The 16148-nt window shown below is 73.6% G+C and carries 14 protein-coding genes and 1 pseudogene; 6 read left to right on the top strand and 9 right to left on the bottom strand.

Features of this window, described 5'->3' with window-relative positions; genetic code table 11:
• Window positions 1-45 precede the first annotated feature (45 nt).
• Window positions 46-426, bottom strand: a complete 381-nt coding sequence (locus tag K7396_RS03890; protein WP_086715533.1) for an acyl-CoA thioesterase — start codon at window positions 424-426, stop codon at window positions 46-48.
• A gap of 242 nt (window positions 427-668) precedes the next feature.
• Here K7396_RS03890 and K7396_RS03895 point away from each other — a divergent pair, with 242 nt between their 5' ends.
• Complete coding sequence (locus tag K7396_RS03895) at window positions 669-1433, top strand: hypothetical protein (RefSeq protein WP_086715531.1); 765 nt, start codon at window positions 669-671, stop codon at window positions 1431-1433.
• Window positions 1434-1528: 95 nt separating this feature from the next.
• Here K7396_RS03895 and K7396_RS03900 read toward each other — a convergent pair whose 3' ends face one another.
• A complete protein-coding gene (locus tag K7396_RS03900; protein WP_143589019.1) occupies window positions 1529-2659 on the bottom strand; it encodes a hypothetical protein in 1131 nt (376 codons plus the stop codon).
• A gap of 589 nt (window positions 2660-3248) precedes the next feature.
• On the opposite strand from K7396_RS03900, the gene K7396_RS03905 reads away from it, so the two are divergent.
• A complete protein-coding gene (locus K7396_RS03905) occupies window positions 3249-3593 on the top strand; it encodes a hypothetical protein (protein WP_158101075.1) in 345 nt (114 codons plus the stop codon).
• A gap of 10 nt (window positions 3594-3603) precedes the next feature.
• Here the strand turns inward: K7396_RS03905 and K7396_RS03910 are convergent, their stop codons facing one another.
• Entirely contained in the window at window positions 3604-5832 is a 2229-nt protein-coding gene (locus tag K7396_RS03910; RefSeq protein ID WP_086715527.1) for a SpoIIE family protein phosphatase, read from the bottom strand.
• Between the two features lie 663 nt (window positions 5833-6495).
• Between K7396_RS03910 and K7396_RS03915 the strand changes: the two genes are divergently transcribed.
• Window positions 6496-7212 carry a DUF4232 domain-containing protein gene (locus K7396_RS03915; RefSeq protein WP_086715525.1) on the top strand — a complete coding sequence of 239 codons (717 nt, stop codon included), beginning with the start codon at window positions 6496-6498 and terminating at the stop codon, window positions 7210-7212.
• Between the two features lie 57 nt (window positions 7213-7269).
• On the opposite strand, the gene K7396_RS35610 is transcribed toward K7396_RS03915, so the two are convergent.
• Window positions 7270-8946 (bottom strand): transcriptional regulator, encoded by a 1677-nt coding sequence (locus tag K7396_RS35610; protein ID WP_152104203.1) that lies wholly within the window; start codon window positions 8944-8946, stop codon window positions 7270-7272.
• A 489-nt stretch (window positions 8947-9435) separates the two neighbouring features.
• A complete protein-coding gene (locus K7396_RS03930; RefSeq protein ID WP_174886804.1) occupies window positions 9436-9582 on the bottom strand; it encodes a hypothetical protein in 147 nt (48 codons plus the stop codon).
• Between the two features lie 146 nt (window positions 9583-9728).
• Here K7396_RS03930 and K7396_RS03935 point away from each other — a divergent pair, with 146 nt between their 5' ends.
• Together K7396_RS03935 and K7396_RS03940 are read left to right on the top strand one after the other, a co-directional pair.
• Window positions 9729-10733 carry a carboxylesterase family protein gene (locus tag K7396_RS03935; RefSeq protein ID WP_223659614.1) on the top strand — a complete coding sequence of 335 codons (1005 nt, stop codon included), beginning with the start codon at window positions 9729-9731 and terminating at the stop codon, window positions 10731-10733.
• Window positions 10734-11329: 596 nt separating this feature from the next.
• On the top strand, window positions 11330-11962 hold the full coding sequence (locus K7396_RS03940) for a helix-turn-helix transcriptional regulator (protein ID WP_223659617.1): 633 nt from the start codon (window positions 11330-11332) through the stop codon (window positions 11960-11962).
• 56 nt (window positions 11963-12018) lie between these two features.
• Here the strand turns inward: K7396_RS03940 and K7396_RS03945 are convergent, their stop codons facing one another.
• From K7396_RS03945 to K7396_RS03960, 4 genes and pseudogenes are all read right to left on the bottom strand, one after another.
• Window positions 12019-12264, bottom strand: a complete 246-nt coding sequence (locus K7396_RS03945; protein ID WP_086715847.1) for a hypothetical protein — start codon at window positions 12262-12264, stop codon at window positions 12019-12021.
• A gap of 77 nt (window positions 12265-12341) precedes the next feature.
• Entirely contained in the window at window positions 12342-13481 is a 1140-nt protein-coding gene (locus tag K7396_RS03950; RefSeq protein WP_086715845.1) for an inorganic phosphate transporter, read from the bottom strand.
• Between the two features lie 155 nt (window positions 13482-13636).
• Window positions 13637-13761, bottom strand: a pseudogene (locus K7396_RS03955) (alpha/beta hydrolase); the annotation flags it as partial.
• Window positions 13762-13771: 10 nt separating this feature from the next.
• Window positions 13772-14524, bottom strand: coding sequence for an SDR family oxidoreductase (locus tag K7396_RS03960; RefSeq protein WP_086715844.1), 753 nt, complete (start codon window positions 14522-14524; stop codon window positions 13772-13774).
• A 237-nt stretch (window positions 14525-14761) separates the two neighbouring features.
• On the opposite strand from K7396_RS03960, the gene K7396_RS03965 reads away from it, so the two are divergent.
• On the top strand, window positions 14762-16138 hold the full coding sequence (locus K7396_RS03965) for a dihydrolipoyl dehydrogenase family protein (protein ID WP_086715842.1): 1377 nt from the start codon (window positions 14762-14764) through the stop codon (window positions 16136-16138).
• Window positions 16139-16148 lie beyond the last annotated feature (10 nt).

A 16148-nucleotide genomic window follows, 5' to 3' on the forward strand; every position in this document is an offset into this window, starting at 1 on the left:
CTGGGCTGGCGGATTGGCTTCGGCGTTGGTCGGTGTCATTCGGCGTCAGAGGGCGGCCAGTTCGGTGCGCAGGTGGTCGGGAATGCCGGCGGTGACGTCCCTCTCGTAATCGAAATGGACCATCACACAGGTACCGTGGGCGACCTCGGCGCCGTCCTGTCTGGCGATCTGCTCGATGGTGATCGAGGTATTGCCGACCTTCGCCACGGTGGTCTCGACGGTGACATCGACGGATGCGACGATCTGCCGGGTGAAGTCGATCTCGTAACGTCGCAGAATGAGCGCGAGGTCGCGCATGTTCGCTTCTTTGCTGAACAGCCGGAAAATCGGTAACCGGCCGTGCTCGAACCAGACCGGCACCGCGGAGTTGGTGACATGGCCGAGCACATCGACCTCGGAGAAGCGCGGTGAAATCGTCACCTTCACGTTCTGCCCCCAATTGGTACAGCATTTCGACTTTTTGACAGTGTCCCATCATGATCCTCCGGACACGCCAGGAACCACACGGGTGTGACGTGTGTGACACAAGTGACTGGGAGCCTCAACTGCCGTACTCCGGTGCGGAGTTGAGTATTCCGCGGCCGGGAATCGCGGCCGCGGCGGCTCGGGGTGTGACACTGCCCGTCACTGGACGGAATGTCCGTCGCCCACCGAGCGGGAGACCGTTGATGAACGAGGCCGTCGCACCACTGCTGGATCCGATCGCGGAGCTGTCCCGGCAGGGCGCCGCGTACGACTGGGCGGCCCACGGGACGCTGACGCTGGACGGGCGCTATCGGGAACGGCAGTTGCCTCTCCTCGACGACCGGGCCAGAGCGCCTCTCGGGCCCGACACCGGCCCGGCCGAGTACTGGCCGCCGATCCGCTCGGCGGTGATCCCGCTCGACAGCCGACGGCTGACGGCCGACGCCGGCCTCGCGTCCTTTCTCGCCGCTCTCCGCCGTAGCGACGCCGGCCCGCTGGTCTGGTGGCCGGGGCTGGCCCTGCGGGCCGACCGCCTGCACGCCACGCTCGCCGGAGGGCTCGAAGGGGGCCGGGAACTTCCCGCACCACCGCAACTGGCCCCTCGCATGGACATGGTGGTCCGCGGGCCGTGGATCGGACGCTTCAACACCGGGCGGATCTACCTGCCCGTCCAGGCGGCCGACGTGGCGTCCGCGACCGCGCTCGCGCAACTGCGCACCCGTCTCGGCGCGGCGCACCGTCCGCTCCTGGCCGGGTACGTCCAGTTCACCGGCGAGGTCACCGGCGACGCGTACCGGCAGCTCCGGGAGCTGGTCGCCACCCACCAGAGCCGTATCGCGGTGCGCATGCCGCTGTCCGCGCTCTGGCTCATGGACACCATGGACGACCTGGTACTGCGCTCCCGGGTGGTGGCCCGGGTCCCGCTGCGGAACGGGGCGGCCCCCGTTGCGGAGGAGATCCCGTCCTGATCACGGGGAGGAGCGCCCGGGGCGGTGAACCGTCCGCCCGGGGCGCTCCCGGAAGTCGGCTACGGCGCCGGCACATCAGAGGCCGGCGCGGGGCGTCAGGGCCGGTACGCCTGGCGGAGGGCGCAGGTCCAGATGACGGCGCGGGTGGTCGATGTGGCGTCGGCCGCGGAGCCGCCGACGCGCTGGTCGTCGCTGACGGCGTGGGCCTGGGCGTCGCCCTCCGGGGAGAGCCTGGGCAGGGCCAGCAGCGGACCGGTGCCCGGCCAGATCTGGGCCTGTAGCGGGGGTGCCGTCTCGGGCGGGAACGGCCCGACCATGTGGCTGTCGAGAGCGGTGCCCACGCTGATGTTGGTGGTGGGGCTGATGGCCTCGAAGGTGCCGCTGGTGCGTTCGCCGAGGAGTCCCGGTTCGGTCTCGGTGGTGTACGGCGGGAGCCACTGGGTGGGCGTCAGGGTGTCCAGCCGGGTGTAGTCATGGGTGCCCACGATCCGTCCGGCGCTGTCGATGTCCCGCGGGTACCAGTAGTCGTAGGGGACTCCCCCGGGCCAGTAGCGCTGGAGCGGTACGGGCGCGGCTCCCGGCCCGGCGGGCCAGGTGAGGCCGGCCGACCAGGACTCGTCGTCCTTGAAGGCGTCGCCCGAACCGGCGATCTGCCCGGCGTTGTTGATGGTGGTCACCGAGGTGAGCGAGTATCCGGCGGGCGGGGCGAGCCGGCGGACGATCCGGGTGCCGTCCCATACGAGACCGGTGAAGGCGCCGCTCTTGGTTCCGTCGCCGACGATCAGTCCCCGGTCATTGACGTCCGCCGCGTGGGCCCCCTCGGGCAGGAGGGTCACCGTACGGGCCCCGGCGCGGAAGCTGAAGGCGGCGGTGCGGCCCGCGCCCTGCAGGGTCCCGACCATCAGCCCCTTCGCGTTGACCGCGGCGGCCTCGCCGCCGGTGAAGCCGGCGGGCAGCGGTACGCGGTGCACCCTGGTTCCGGTCCAGTACACGGGCAGACCGCGCGAGGCCCCTACCGCCAGGGCGTTCGGCCCGAGCCCCTTGACCTGGCTGCCTCCTGATCCGGGCAGGGAGGCCAGGACCTGGAGGGCCGGGCGGCAGTCCGCGGGCGGACGGGCGCCGTCGGCGTGCCGGGCCGGCGAGGCGGGCGCCGGGCTCGCCGTCAGCAGCGGGACGAGGAAGGCGGTCGCGGCCACCGTCACCGCGGCGCGGAGATGTCTTCGCATCATGGGTCTCCGTTTCCGACGACGCGGGAAGCGGCCCGCGCCGTCAGGGGAAGGGGCCGGTGGGTGCCGCGGAGGAACCGGCGGCACCGGAGGCGAGCCGTCCGGCCGGGTGCGCGGAGCGTCCCCAACTCGCCGGAAAACCGCCCGACTTCACGGTGCTGTCGTGGCTCACGCGGACCGTCCCGGCTCCGTTGCGGGAGGTCAGGAAGGAGCAGGACCGGAAACCGGACGACCGCCCGTTGGGGGAGTTCCGCGGACCGGCCCCTTTCCTACCCCTCCCCCAGGCCCCTGCGGGACGGCCGGGACGGCCAATGGCCGGAAGTCGTCCGGGACTGTCCGGGTCCGTTTCGAGGGGCGGATCGGGCGTCCCGGGCCCCCGGGACCTGGGCAGCCGTCTCGCGGGCAGCGCCGCACGCGGGGGCCCGCCGCCGTGCGGGGCGAACGCAGCATGCCGCCAACACGGCTATTCTGGAGGGACGTTGACCACAGCACCCGACCCCGCGGGGTCTTGGGCATCGCACGTTCGGGCGAGCTTCCCGGTGCGGGCAACATCAGGAGCTGCCACCTAGCCATGGAGTCACAGAACCCTATGGGGTCCGAATCCACCCCGTCGCTTCTGGGCACCCGCCCGCGTACCGAGGTGCTCCGGGCCAGCGCGGCGCTGGCCCAGGTCACCCACGATCTCTCGCAGACCGGCCGCAGTGCCCTGGGCGCGCTGGCCGCCTACCGCTGGGCGCTCGGGGACGGGGCGGCCGCGCCCATCACGGGCTTCCGCACGGAGGGCTGCCCCACGGTTCCGGCCCTGACCGCCGAGGTGGACGCGGCCGCCGTGCAGTGGGAGGGCACCCGCAAGGGGACGGCCGCGCACGACTACCTCCGCGGCGTGCACACCGCACTGTCATGGATCTGCGGATACACCGAACGGCGGCCGTGACGGCGCCCGTTCACGGACAGGGCCCCTGCCAGCGCAGATAGAGGGCGGCGATGTCATCGGCGTCGCCGGGGACGGGGGCCGGCAGGCAGACCTGCTCGATGTGGGCCAGCAGCGCGCTCTCGGGCACCGAGCGCAGCCCGGAGCCGAAGACGGTGAGGAGCTGTCGGGTGCCGGTGTCCAGGTCGAGCCCCGGTCGTTCGACGAGCCCGTCGGTGTACAGCAGCAGGTGCGAGCCGGGCGCGAGGGTCACCGTCGTGGTGGGGAACACCGCGTCCGGTTCGATGCCCAGCGGGAGTCCGCCGTCGACGGGAAGGACGGCGGGCTGCTTCCCGGGACCCGCGTGGAGGGGTTGCGGGTGTCCGGCGCGGCACAGGGACAGTCGGCCGGTGGCGGTGTCGAGGTGGGCTATGACACAGGTGGCGAAGAGGTCGTAGTCCGGGTCGGTGGAGGACTGGGTGAGCAGCGCGTTGGTGCGGTGCAGGACGTCGGCCGGCGAGTGTCCCTCGGCGCTGTAGGCGCGCACCGCCGTGCGCAGCCGGCCCATCACGGCGGCGGCCGCGGTGCTGTGGCCCTGTACGTCCCCGACGACGAGGGCGAGTTCACCCGAGGGCGTGTACCAGGCGTCGTACCAGTCGCCGCCGACGGCGGCGCCCTCCGCCGCGGGCCGGTAGTGGGTGTGCACCGTGGTGTTGCGCAACTCCGGAAGGGCCCGCGGGAGCATGCCCTGCTGGAGTTCGACGGCCCGCCGGTGTTCCCGGTCGTGGATGCGCGCCCGGTCCATCGCCTGGGCCAGCAGGGCCGCCACGACGGTGAGCAACGACCGCTCGGCGGGGGCGAATTCGTGCGGGGCGGAGAAGCCGATCAGGCAGGCGGCGCGGCCGTCCTGCGCGGTGGGCAGGGGCAGGACGGCCCAGGACTGGCGCTTGGTGGCGTGGGCGAAGTCGACCAGGGAGGGGTAGCCGGCCAGGCCCTCCCGCAGCGAGCCGGCGAAGGTGGGGGTGCCCTGGAGCAGTGCGTCCCGGAAGGGGGTCGAGGCGTGGAGTGGGAATCCCTCCGTGGCGGTCTCCTCCGCCGGGCCGTAGCCCCAGGAGGCGATGACCCGGAGGCGGTCGCGTTCGGTGTCCACCACGAGCAGCCCGTCGGCGCCGAACGCCCGCAGGGCGGTGCCGGTGGCGTTGGCCACGTCGTCGAGGCTGGCCGCGCTCACCAGATGCGCCGCCAGGTCCCGCAGCCGGCCCGACTGCTCGGCCTGGGACGACAGCAGGCGCTGGTTCAGCTGCTGGCGGTCGCAGGCCACGGTGATGTCGGCGACCAGGCCGTCCATCTTCATCGGGTGACCGTCCGCGGCCGGATGCGCCCGGCCGCGGGCTTCGAGGGTGCGCAGCCGGCCCGTGGCGTCGTACGCGCGGTAGCGGACCTGGTAGTCCGCGCAGCGCTGGGCGATGTGGCCGAGGCTCTGGCGTAACGCGGGCAGGTCCGTGGCGGGCACCTGGGAGAGGAACTCCTCCAGGGTCAGGGGCGGATCGGAGCGTGGCGCCAGGCCGTGGAGGCGGGCCAGGGCGTCATCGCCCTCGACGACGCCGGTGTCCAGGTGCCAGACGAACGTCCCCAGCTCCATGGTGCCGCTGGCGTCCGCGGCCACGTCCTCGTCCTCCGGCCCGCCGTGGTCGAGTTGGCGTCCGGTCAGCGCGGCCAGGGCGGGCCCGGCGTGGTCGGCGAGGCATCGCAGGAAGGCCCGCTCGACGGGGGAGAACCCGGTCTCGTGCTGCCGCAGCACGGTCAGTACGCCGATGACGGTGTCGTTGTCGATCAGCGGCAGGGCGCCCGTCACCAGGTCGACGGGCAGCCGGTCGACCAGGCCGGGATAGCGCGTCTGGCGCTGGGCGAAGGAGTTCAGCCAGACCGGGCACGCCTTGCGCACCGCGTCGGTGACCGAGAGCTCCTCGTCGATGCCGATGGCCTCCATGGGGAGGGCCACGTCGGCGGGCAGCCCCTGGGAGGCGACCAGGAACAGGTAGCGGCCGGACGCGTCCAGCAGCAGGAGGGCACCGCCCAGGTCGCCCAGCAGCGGAGCGGCCGCGTCCAGGGCACCGGCGAGCAGCTCCCGGGCGGTGCGCGAACGCGCCGCCTTCGCGGTCGCGCCGTGGACGGCGGACAGCCATACGGCGGGATCGGACGGGGGACGGCCCGCGGGGCCGACAGTGCGAACCGCCAGGGTGAGGCGACCGGGTTCTTCCATAGGCGAACCGTAGAAGGACCGGATGACCCGCGAGAGGAATGTCAAAATTTGAACGGTTCCGGTTGCTGCTGCCCGCGGATGCCGGTCTGGCGCCCCGCGCGGGCCCGGCACCGCCACGCGGGACGGCGCCGCCGAGGCGGCGCGGTGGTCAGTTCCCCTTGGGGTGCGGGTTGCCAACGGCTCGCCGGCGTCGCACTCCTCCTTCGTCTCGTCGGTGTTGAAGAAGCTGCTGACGGAGGGGGCCCTCCCGGTCGGCGTGGACGAGCCTGTCGTCCTTCCGCACGCGGGGCCCGCCGGGGGATCCGGCGGGTGGCGGGAGCGGCCGGAAACGCCTCCCACGTCCCCGCGCGGCGTTCCAGGAGAGGGTCGTTTCAGCAGGTCAGAGGCGGTGTGAACGTTCCGGCGTCCCGGGCTTCACGGCGGTCGTGGCGGCTGGGACGGACCGCGTCGCAAGCTCGGCACCGCAAGCAGCGACGGCCCCACGCCGAAGGGAGACACCATGCGGACCCGCTTCCGGCGCCGCCTGTTCCACCGAGTCGACGTCACGGACGCGGTGGCCCTGGCGGTACTCGCCGCGTCGGCGGCGACCGTCTTCCTGTTGGTCGTCACCCTTCTCTGACCGCACGTCCTGCCGCCCCCCGAAGAAGAAAGCACCCAGTCATCATGCGCATCCCCCGTCACACCACCCGACTCGCCGCGTCAGCCGCCGTGCTGGCGGCCGCTCTCTCCCTGACCGCCTGCGACAGTGACGCCAGGAACACCGGCAGCGCGGTCCCGGCCGCGTCCGCCCGGCCCGGGGCCGGCGACCAGGGCGCCCCGTCCTCGTCGAAGGCGAACGGCCAGGCCAAGGGCGGTGACGCGACACAGGTCGCCTCGCATGCGTCCGGCAGCGGGACCGGAGGGAAGAAGGCCGCCGGTGTGGCCGCCGGCAAGGGTTCCGGCAGCCAGAAGGCCGCCGGAGCCTGTACCGGTGCGCAGGTCAAGGCCACCGTGACGAAGGTCGATCGCCCCCTCAACCACATGCTCCTCACCGTCACCAACACCGGCTCCGCGCCCTGCCACGCCTACTACGCCCCCTACCTCCGCTGGGACGACGACCAGGCCGCCACCACGTTCCTGGAGGCGTCCGAGCCGCAGGCCGTGGTCACGCTCGGTCCGGGCCAGTCGGCGTACGCGGGGATCATGTACCGGGCCGCGGACGGCTCCGGCAGCGGCAGCCACACGGCCCACAAGCTGGGCATGCTGTTCGCCAACCGGGCAGGGGGCGGGTCGACCGGCCCGGCCGTGCGGCTCACGCTGCCCAAGGGCGGTATCACCACCGACAGTTCGGCGTGGGTCACCTACTGGCAGTCCACCGTCGGGCAGGCGCTGAGCTGGTGAACGGACGTCACTGACCTCGTCCGGGGCCCGGGGCCGGCACAGACGCCGGCCCCGGGCTCAGCCGTTCTCCTCCGGGGCGGGAATCCATTTGCTGCCGCCCAGCGGGTAGTCGTACTGGGGCCGGCCGGCCATGCCACTGGTGTGGAACGGCTCCCCGTTGTCGTCGATCCGGAGCGTGCCGTGCCGGTTCCCGCTGGACCACTCCAGCTCCATGTACCAGCGCACGTCGCGGGAGCCGGCCCGCGCGATGACCTGGAAGACCTCGGGGTCGCTCTCGCTCGTCCTGTACGGGAAGTCCGGCTGCCCGTTCTGCGGTGTGATCCGTGGCTGCGCCGCGTCCAGGGAGACCGACAGCGACTTGGGCTTGATGCCACCGCCACAGCCCACGCCCATGCTGTAGGCGGTCCAGGCGGGCGGGGCCGCGCTTCCCACGACCCGCACCCGCAGGGCGTGCAGGATCACCGTCTTGCCGCCCACGCCCTGCACCGACATCTGGACGCGCTGGCTGTCCGCCGAGACGGCACCCAGGGCCGCGATCCAGCCGCGGGCGTCCTGTTCCGGGGGCGGCGGGGGCATCTCGCCCGGCTTCCGGTCCACCAAGTAACGCTGGCTGCACGGGTCCTCCCAGGTGTACGGGCGGACGTCCACGCTCACCGGGAGCCCGTCGCGGTCGGCCGCGTCCGGGCTCGTCGCCCGGTCGTCGGATCTGCCCGACGTCCTGCTGCCGGGCGTGTGCGACCAGGTCGGGGTGGGGCTCACACTGCCCTCGCCGTGCGGCTTCGCGGACGCGGACGCCGACCGCCCGTCCCCAGGACGCGTCGGCTTGCCGTCGTCGTTCGTACGGGCGGCCGCCGCGCCGCTTGCCGCCTCGCGGTCGCCGCCGTCGGAGACCAGTCCGGCGAGCAACGCGGCGGACGCGGCCACGGCCGCCACGGCGATGCCGGCGGTCAGCGCGATCCGCCGCCGGTTGCCCGCGGGCGGCCGCCGGCGCACGGTCCGCCCCTCGGGGGTGACCTCGGCGACCTCACCGGCGTCGGCATCGGAGGGGGGCGCGGTGGCGGGGACGGCGGCAGTCGTGGAAACGGAGGTGGAGGCCGCCTCGGCGGAGGCCGTCGGCGGCACGGTATCGCGGCCCGCCTCGGCCTCGGTGTCCGATGCGGAGTGGGCGTCGGTTCCGGATCCGGCCCGGAGCCGGGAGCTGGCCGCATCCCGGGCCTGGGGCCGGGAGTTGGCCCCGGTTCCGGTGCCGGGGCCGGACGTGGCCCCGGATTCCACCGCTGACTCGGCGGACTCGCTCCCGTGCCCGGCTCCCGTCCCCCGCACCGCCGCGGCACCCCCGGTTACCGGCTCGGGTACGGACGCAGTTCGGGGTGCGGACGCGGCCCCGGCTGCCGTCACGAGACCGGATCCGGCAACCCGTTCGCCATTGGCCCCGGCGGGCGCCCCCGCCTCGCCGCCCCCTTGTCTGCGGTCCCGTTCGCGCCGGCGGGCCTCGTCCGCCAGGATCCAGCGCCGGTGCAGCTCCACCAGCTCGTCCGGCGTCGCCCGGCACAGCCGTGCCAGCCGCTCCAGCGGTGCGTACTCCGTCGGCACCGCGTCGCCGTTGCAGTAGCGGTGCAGTGTCGACGTGCTCATGTGCAGTCGCTTCGCGAGCACTCCATAGCTGTATCCGGAGCGGTCCTTCCACTCCTTCAGCAGTGCCGCGACCCCCGCCGCTTCCTCAGCCGCCCCCACTGTTCACTCCCCTCCCCGCCCGCGCGCCCCGCACACGTGCAATCCGCTCCCCACGACCGCTCCCACGGCCCTGACCACGTCGATTCCCCCGCCGCACCCCGGCCCCCCAGTTGGCCGTTCCGCCGGTGACCGGGTGGGTCACCGGCGGTCCGCGTCGCCCGGTACGTCAGGATCAATGTTCGCACCGATCCGCTCAGCCGCTGTTCGGAACACTCGCGACACGCCCAACGGCCCGTATCGGTCATGCCGTTGCGGCACGTTCCGGCCCCCGCGGTCGCTCCCGGTCACAGCGGGCGGGGCAGGGCCCCGAGGCCGTGGTCGTATGCGGCAGAGGGGCCGCATATTGGCCGGTTTACGAGCTTCCAGCGCGCTTTGCCCTTTCCCATCGACAGGCGTGAACGGTGCGGGTTACACCGGACCATCGGAGCGCCCGACCGCCGGAGCAGGTCGGGCAACCGACGCGATCGCGCGCCCGCACCGCACCAGTCCTCAGGTGCGGGCCGTCCAGTACCTCTTGAACACCTCCAGCTGGAGGGAACATTCCAGGGAAGTGACCTCCTCGCTGCCCGCGAAGCCTCCGGTGAGGGAGTCGGCGAGGTGTTCCTCGTCGCGGAAGACGCCTCCGTAGGTGAACACCGAGGAGGCCGCCGTGAGGGGCGAGGAACCGCGTCGCGGGGTGGTCGGCGAGGGAGCCGGCGAGGCGCTTCACGGCGCCCGGGCGGCGCGCGGCGAGGGCCTGTGCCACTTCGGGCGCGCGCCCGGGTTCGGTGCCGATCCACACGGTGGCGGGCAGGCCTTCGGCCAGCAGCGACCACGGGCGACGACTACCTCACCGTGACCACGCCCGATGCGGGCGCGGGCGGACTGCCCGTGCTGGTCTGGCCGCTCCCCCGGCCGCCGGGCTCTTCCGCCGGGCCATCAGCCAGAGCGGCAACGGCCTGTGCGCCGTACCCTCCGACCACAGTCTCGCGATCACGCGGCAGGTGTGTGCGCTGCTCGGACTGCCGCCCCGCGCCGAGGCGTTCCTCGGGGTGGACGACGCCCGGCTGACCGCCGCCGTCGACGAGCTTCCGCCGACCGGTCCCGCGCTCTCCGGCCACGTCGATCCGTCGCTGGGCAACAGCCCCTTCAAGCCCGTGCTCGACGGCGTCCTCCAGGAGCGGCAGCCCGCCCTCGCCCTCCGCGCGGCAGGCCGGAACGGCGCGGGGCCGGTGGCGGCCCGAGAACTCCTGATCGGTACCAACGCGGACGAGGCCGCCCTCTACACCGTCCCCGACGGCGCGGTCAGCGCGATGACGCCCGGCACCCTGGCGGCCGTCGCGGCCCGGCGCTCGGCCCGGCCGGAAGCGCTGCTGGCGCACTACCGGACCCGGTTCCCCGATGCCGGGCCGGGCGTCTGGGCGACCCACCTGATGACGGACGTGTACCGCGCCGGCAGCCGTGCGCTCGCGGACGCCCACAGCGCGCTGCCGGGCACCCGGACCTTCGCCTACGCCTTCGACTGGCGCTCCGCCGCCTTCGAGGGGCAACTCGGCGCCTGCCACTGCGTCGAGCTGCCCTTCGTCTTCGACCGCACGGAACTCCCCGCGCTGCACGGCGCGCGTGCCCTGCTCGGCCCCGGCCGCCCGGGCCGTGTCGCCGGCCTCGCGGCCCGCACGCACGCCGCCCGGGTCGCCTTCGCCACCCACGGCGACCCCGGCTGGCAGCCCTACGACGCCGACGGGCGGGCCACCATGCACCTCGACCACTCCTGGCGACTGCGCTGCGGCGCCCCGGACGTCGCCTGACGATCCGGCAGAACGCTGCCCCTTCGCCGGACGACGGAGGCAGCCGGCGCTGTCCCTTCGCGCCGCCGGGCTGCCTCCCAGGGCACCAACCAGGTTCCTCCTGGAGCCCCCTGCCTGGTCATCACAAAGGTCACCCGCGCCCTCGGGCGTTCCAGGCGGGCGTTCCAGGCGCAAGACGTTCTCACAGGTCACAGCGCGTTTCGGCGTTCCCGCGTTCTCGTTTTGCCCGGATTCGTTGCCGTGCACACGGCCCGCCCCGCAGGCTGGTGCACACGGCATTGCCGAACGGGAGCCGCACGGCGTACCCACTTCGGCAGAGGCGAAGTGCTCGCCGACGCTGCCCGAACCGACCGCAGCGCCTGCCCACTCGCCAACCGCCCGACCGGCAGCAATGCCCGGTCTGAACCATTCGCATCATCCCGATGCCTACGGGTACCGGGAGGCGCCCACCGCCCGGACCGGGCGCGGCCCGCCGGGCGCGGCGGCCCGGTGGGCGGTTCCCGCGCCCTCGGCCGTAGTGGCACGCCGGAGGGACCGGCGGGGCACGGCCGGAGTCGGGCGCTCCAGAGAACGAGGGAACACAGATGCAAGCAACCATGAGTCAGACCGAGCTGGAGATACCCGTCGTGGTCCGCGCACCGGACCCGATCTCCCTGGCGGGCGTGACCAGTCAGCTCAACCAGCACCGGGGGGTGCGGCTGGTGGAGGGCGGCGGGGATCGCCCGCCCTCGGTGGCCGTCGTCGTCACCACGACGATGGACGACTCCACGATCCCGCAGCTGCGCCGTCTCGTCCGGATCGACGGGGCACGGGTCGTGCTGGTGGCGGACCAGATCCGGGAGGCCGAACTGCTCGCCGTCATCGAGTGCGGCGTCGGAGCGATCCTGTGGCGCCATCAAGCCACCCCCCGCCGCCTGTACCAGGCCGTGCTGGCGGCCTCCCGGGGCGAGGGGGACCTGCCCTCTGACCTGCTCGCCCGACTGCTCCAGCAGGTGGGGCAGATGCAGCGCAGCGCCGACGACCGGCCCGGCACGCTGGCCGGACTGGCCCCGCGCGAGATCGATGTCATCCGGCTGATCGCCGAAGGACTGGACACGGCGGAGATCGCGAGCAAGCTCTCGTACTCCGAACGCACCGTCAAGAACGTGCTGCACGGCATGACCACCCGTCTCCACCTGCGCAACCGGGCCCATGCCGTCGCCTTTGCGCTGCGGGAGGGGCACATCTGACCGGCGCCCGGGAGCCGTGGAGCGAGGCGGGGGCGGGGACGGGGCGTCCGCTTCCGCTATCGCGACCGGGAGACGATCAGCACGATGCCGTAGCAGGCCAGGCCCGCGCAGACGGCGAAGCAGAGCGCCGCCGCGGCCCTCGCCGGCACCGCCGCCCTGCCCCCGCGTCCGGTACCGGCCGACCGCGTCTCCCGGGACCGGGTCAGGGCGACGAGCCCGAGGGAGAAGACCCCCACGAGCAGGATCCCGACGGTCAGGCTGACGGCACAGACCGCGGCGAGCGCCTCCCATTCGATCCGCATGGCTCCGGCCTCCTCCGCTCCCCCACCGGGGGAACTGCTGTCGTGTGCGGGCCGTCGGCAGACCGGTGGCTCCCCGGTCACACCGCGGTGCGGTCGGCCCGTTCGTCTTCCGCACCGGCCGGCGCGTTGACGTTGCCCGCGTGGACGGGCCTGCGCCGGGAGAGCGCGTACATCCCGGCGACCGCGGCCAGGGCCGCTGCCGCCACCAGCACCAGGCCGATGTCGCCGCGCCCGGCCAGCCAGGCCGCGACGCCCCCGGCGGCCGCCGCCGCGGGGAGAGTGAGGATCCAGGACACCGCGATCCGCCCCGCCACTCCCCAGCGGACCTGGGCCAGCTTCCTGCCGAGGCCGGAGCCGAGGATGCCGCCCGCGCAGACCTGCGTGGTCGACAGCGGGAAGCCCATGTGGGAGGAGACCAGGACGACGGTGGCGGCGGTGGTCTCCGCGGTGAACCCCTGCGGCGGCTCGATGTCGGTCAGCCCCCTGCCCATGGTCCTGATGATCCGCCACCCACCCGCGTAGGTCCCGAGCGAGATCGCCAGGCCCGCGCCGAGTGTCACCCACCACGGCGGGCCGGAACCCTGGCTCAGCAGGCCGGCGGAGATGAGGGTGAGGGTGATGACTCCCATGGTCTTCTGGGCGTCATTGGTGCCGTGGGCGAGGGCGACGAGTGAGGCGGAACCGATCTGCCCCATGCGAAACCCCCGGCTGACCTCGCCGCCCGGCGTCCGCCGGGTGAGCACATAGGCGAGGTAGGTCGCCAGCAGCGCGCTCACACCGGCCAGCACCGGCGCCACCAGAGCCGGGATCACGATCTTCTCCACGACCTGCCCGAGCCGGACCGCGTCACCTCCCGCGCCCACCCACACCGCGCCGATCAGGCCGCCGAACAGGGCGTGCGAGGAGCTGGAGGGCAGTCCCGCGAGCCAGGTGACCATGTTCCAGAGGATCGCGCCGATGAGCCCGGCGAAGATCATCGTGAGGGTGACCGCGTGGTCGTCGACGATGCCGCCGGAGATCGTCCTGGCGACGGTGGTGGACAGGAACGCACCCGCGAGGTTGAGCACTCCGGCGACCACGACCGCGATCCGCGGCGCCAGCGCCCCGGTGGCGATGGAGGTCGCCATCGAGTTGGCCGTGTCGTGGAACCCGTTGGTGAAGTCGAAGGCCAGCGCCGTGACGATCACCGCTACGAGCAGAACGGAGAGGCCGTCCACCACACCGCTCCCTCCGCAACCGCGCTCCGGGGCCGTCGTGGCACCTGCCAAGAACGTATGCCACTCGCCGTGGCGGGGACGCCAGGCGCCACGGCGGACCGGGGGGCGTGTCGCGGTCGCCGTGAATCGGGCTACCGGCTCAGGCGATCGACGTCCACGACCCGGTAGCCCTGTGCCACCAGCAGCGGTGCGACGGCGGCGTAGCTGTGAATTCGTAGGGCCGGCCGTGCAGAAGCAGGACCGCCGGGCCATGGGCCGGGCCCGCTTCGGCGTGTCCCACGCCGGGGCATTCAGTGGGAGAGGAGCTGCTGTCCGCCGTCGATGTCGTACGTGCCGCCGGTGAGCGCTTCGTTGCACATGAGGTGGACGGCCAGCGCGGCGACATCCGCCGGGAGGACGACCCGCCGGATGGGCAGCGTGGCACGCAACTCCTCGCGCCGGGCTTCGAGTTGATCGCCCAGGAGGGCGGCCGACAGCGGGGTGTCGACGAACCCGGCCGCGATCAGGTTCACCCGGACCGGCGCCAGTTCGAGCGCCAGGTCGGCGGTGAGGGCGGGGAGCGCGGCCGTGAGCGCGGACACCACGCTCATGCCGGCGCCGGGCCGGCGGCCGCCCGTGCCGCCCATGAACACCAGCGTGCCGCCGGCCCGTACCTTGTCACGGCTGTGGAGGGCCACACCGAGCGTGAGGGCGAGCCGTTGTCCGAACTCGCTGCGCGCGGCGTCGAGGTCCATGCCGGACAAGGGCCGGTAGGAAGGGCTGCCGGCCGTCACCATCACATGGTCGACCGGTCCGGGCAGTTCGTCGAAGAACCGCCGGAGCCGGTCGGAGTCGGTGGCGTCGAACGCGGCCGTGGCGAGCGGCCGGAGTTCCTGCGCGGCCTGGTGCAGCCGCTCGGGGTTGCGGCCGACCAGCACCAGCCTGCCGCCCCCTGCCCGTACCTGACGGGCGGTTTCGCGTCCGATACCCGCGCCGGCGCCGATCACCACGACGGTCTGACCGGCGAGAGCGGCGCCGCCGGGAGCGTTGGGCGCGGCCGTCACGACGACCCGCCGCCGCTCGGGGGCATGTGCCGTTCGGGAGCCGGTGCGCTGCCCGTCATCCGTGCCTCCGGACCTCGGGATATCGGCTTCTGGGCTCCATTGTCACGCCACCGGCCGCGGATCACCTGTCGGCCGGCGCGGCGCAGGCCAGGCCGCCGCCCCGCGGGCCGCACGGGTGCGACGCCGCGCGAAAAGAGCGACCGTGGAAGCAGCACGCGAGCGCGAACGGAGGGCGCGATGAGCGGCGGCAAAGGCAGCGGCACGACCTATGACTACGACGTGATCGTCCTCGGCGGCGGCGCGCCGGGCGAGCACACCGCCGGCGCGCTCGCCGAGGGCGGCCTGCGCGTCGCGGTCGTGGAGCGCGACCTGGCCGGCGGCGAGTGCACCTACTGGGCGTGCATCCCCTCGAAGACGCTGTTGCGGCCGGGCGAGGCGGTGCAGGGCGCGCGTACGGCGGCGGGCACCGCCGAGGTCTACGTCCAGGCGGCCCTGGCCTGGCGCGACTACATGGTCTCGGACTACTCCGACGCCGGGGCCGAGCGGTGGCTGACGGAGAAGGGGATCACGCTGCTGCGGGGTCACGGCCGTCTGGCGTCCACCGGGGTGGTGGAGGTCGACGGGGTCCGGTACACCGCCGAGCACCTCGTGCTGGCGAACGGCGCCGACCCCGTCGTCCCCCCGGTTCCCGGCCTGCGGAACCTCGAAGGCGTCTGGAGCACACGCGAGGCGACCGGCATGAAGGCGGTGCCCGAGCGGCTGATCGTGCTCGGCGGTGGGCCGGCGGGGCTCGAACTGGCGCAGGTGGTACGGCGCTTCGGCGGCGAGGTGGTCCTCGTGGAGGCCGCGGCGCACCTGCTCGCGCGCGAGCCCGCACCGCTGGGCGAGGCGCTGGCGACCGCGCTGCGCCGCGACGGCATCGAGTTCGTCCTCGGCACGCCGGCGACCGGGGCGCGCCGCGACGGCGAGGACTTCGTCCTGGAGCTGGCGGACGGACGGGTGCTGCGCGGCGACCGGCTGCTCGTGGCGACCGGCCGCCGCCCGCGCGTCGAGGGGATCGGGCTGGAGACCGTCGGCGTCACCGCGGACGGCCGGGGCGTGCCGGTCGACGCGCGGATGCGGGCGGGCGAGCGGCTGTGGGCGGTCGGCGACATCACCGGCATCTGGCCGCTGACGCACGTCGGCGAGTACCAGGGCGAGGTCGTCGCGTCGAACCTCCTCGGCGAGCCCCGTGAGGCCCATTACGAGGCGGTCCCGCGCGTCACCTACACCGATCCGCAGGCGGCGGCCGTCGGCGCCACCGAGGCGCGGTTCGGCGCGACCGCGCTGCTCACGGAGATCGCCAAGACGGCCACCTACACGCACACCTACGCCGAGTCCAACGGCTTCCTGACGCTGCTCAGCGACGGTGAGGTGCTGACCGGCGCCTATGCGCTGGGCCCCGAGGCCGGGGAGTGGATGCAGCAGGCCACGCTGGCGATCCGGGCCCGGGTCCCGCTCGCCGTGCTGCGCGACACGATCCAGCCGTTCCCCAGCTTCTCGGAGATCCACGCCGCCGCGCTGAAGGCGCTCAGCCGCGAGGTGAAGGGGGCGGGGCAGCCGCTCAGGGCGTGAACCCGACGCC

This window comes from Streptomyces angustmyceticus, from assembly GCF_019933235.1.
In the GTDB taxonomy this organism is placed as follows: Bacteria; Actinomycetota; Actinomycetes; order Streptomycetales; family Streptomycetaceae; genus Streptomyces; species Streptomyces angustmyceticus.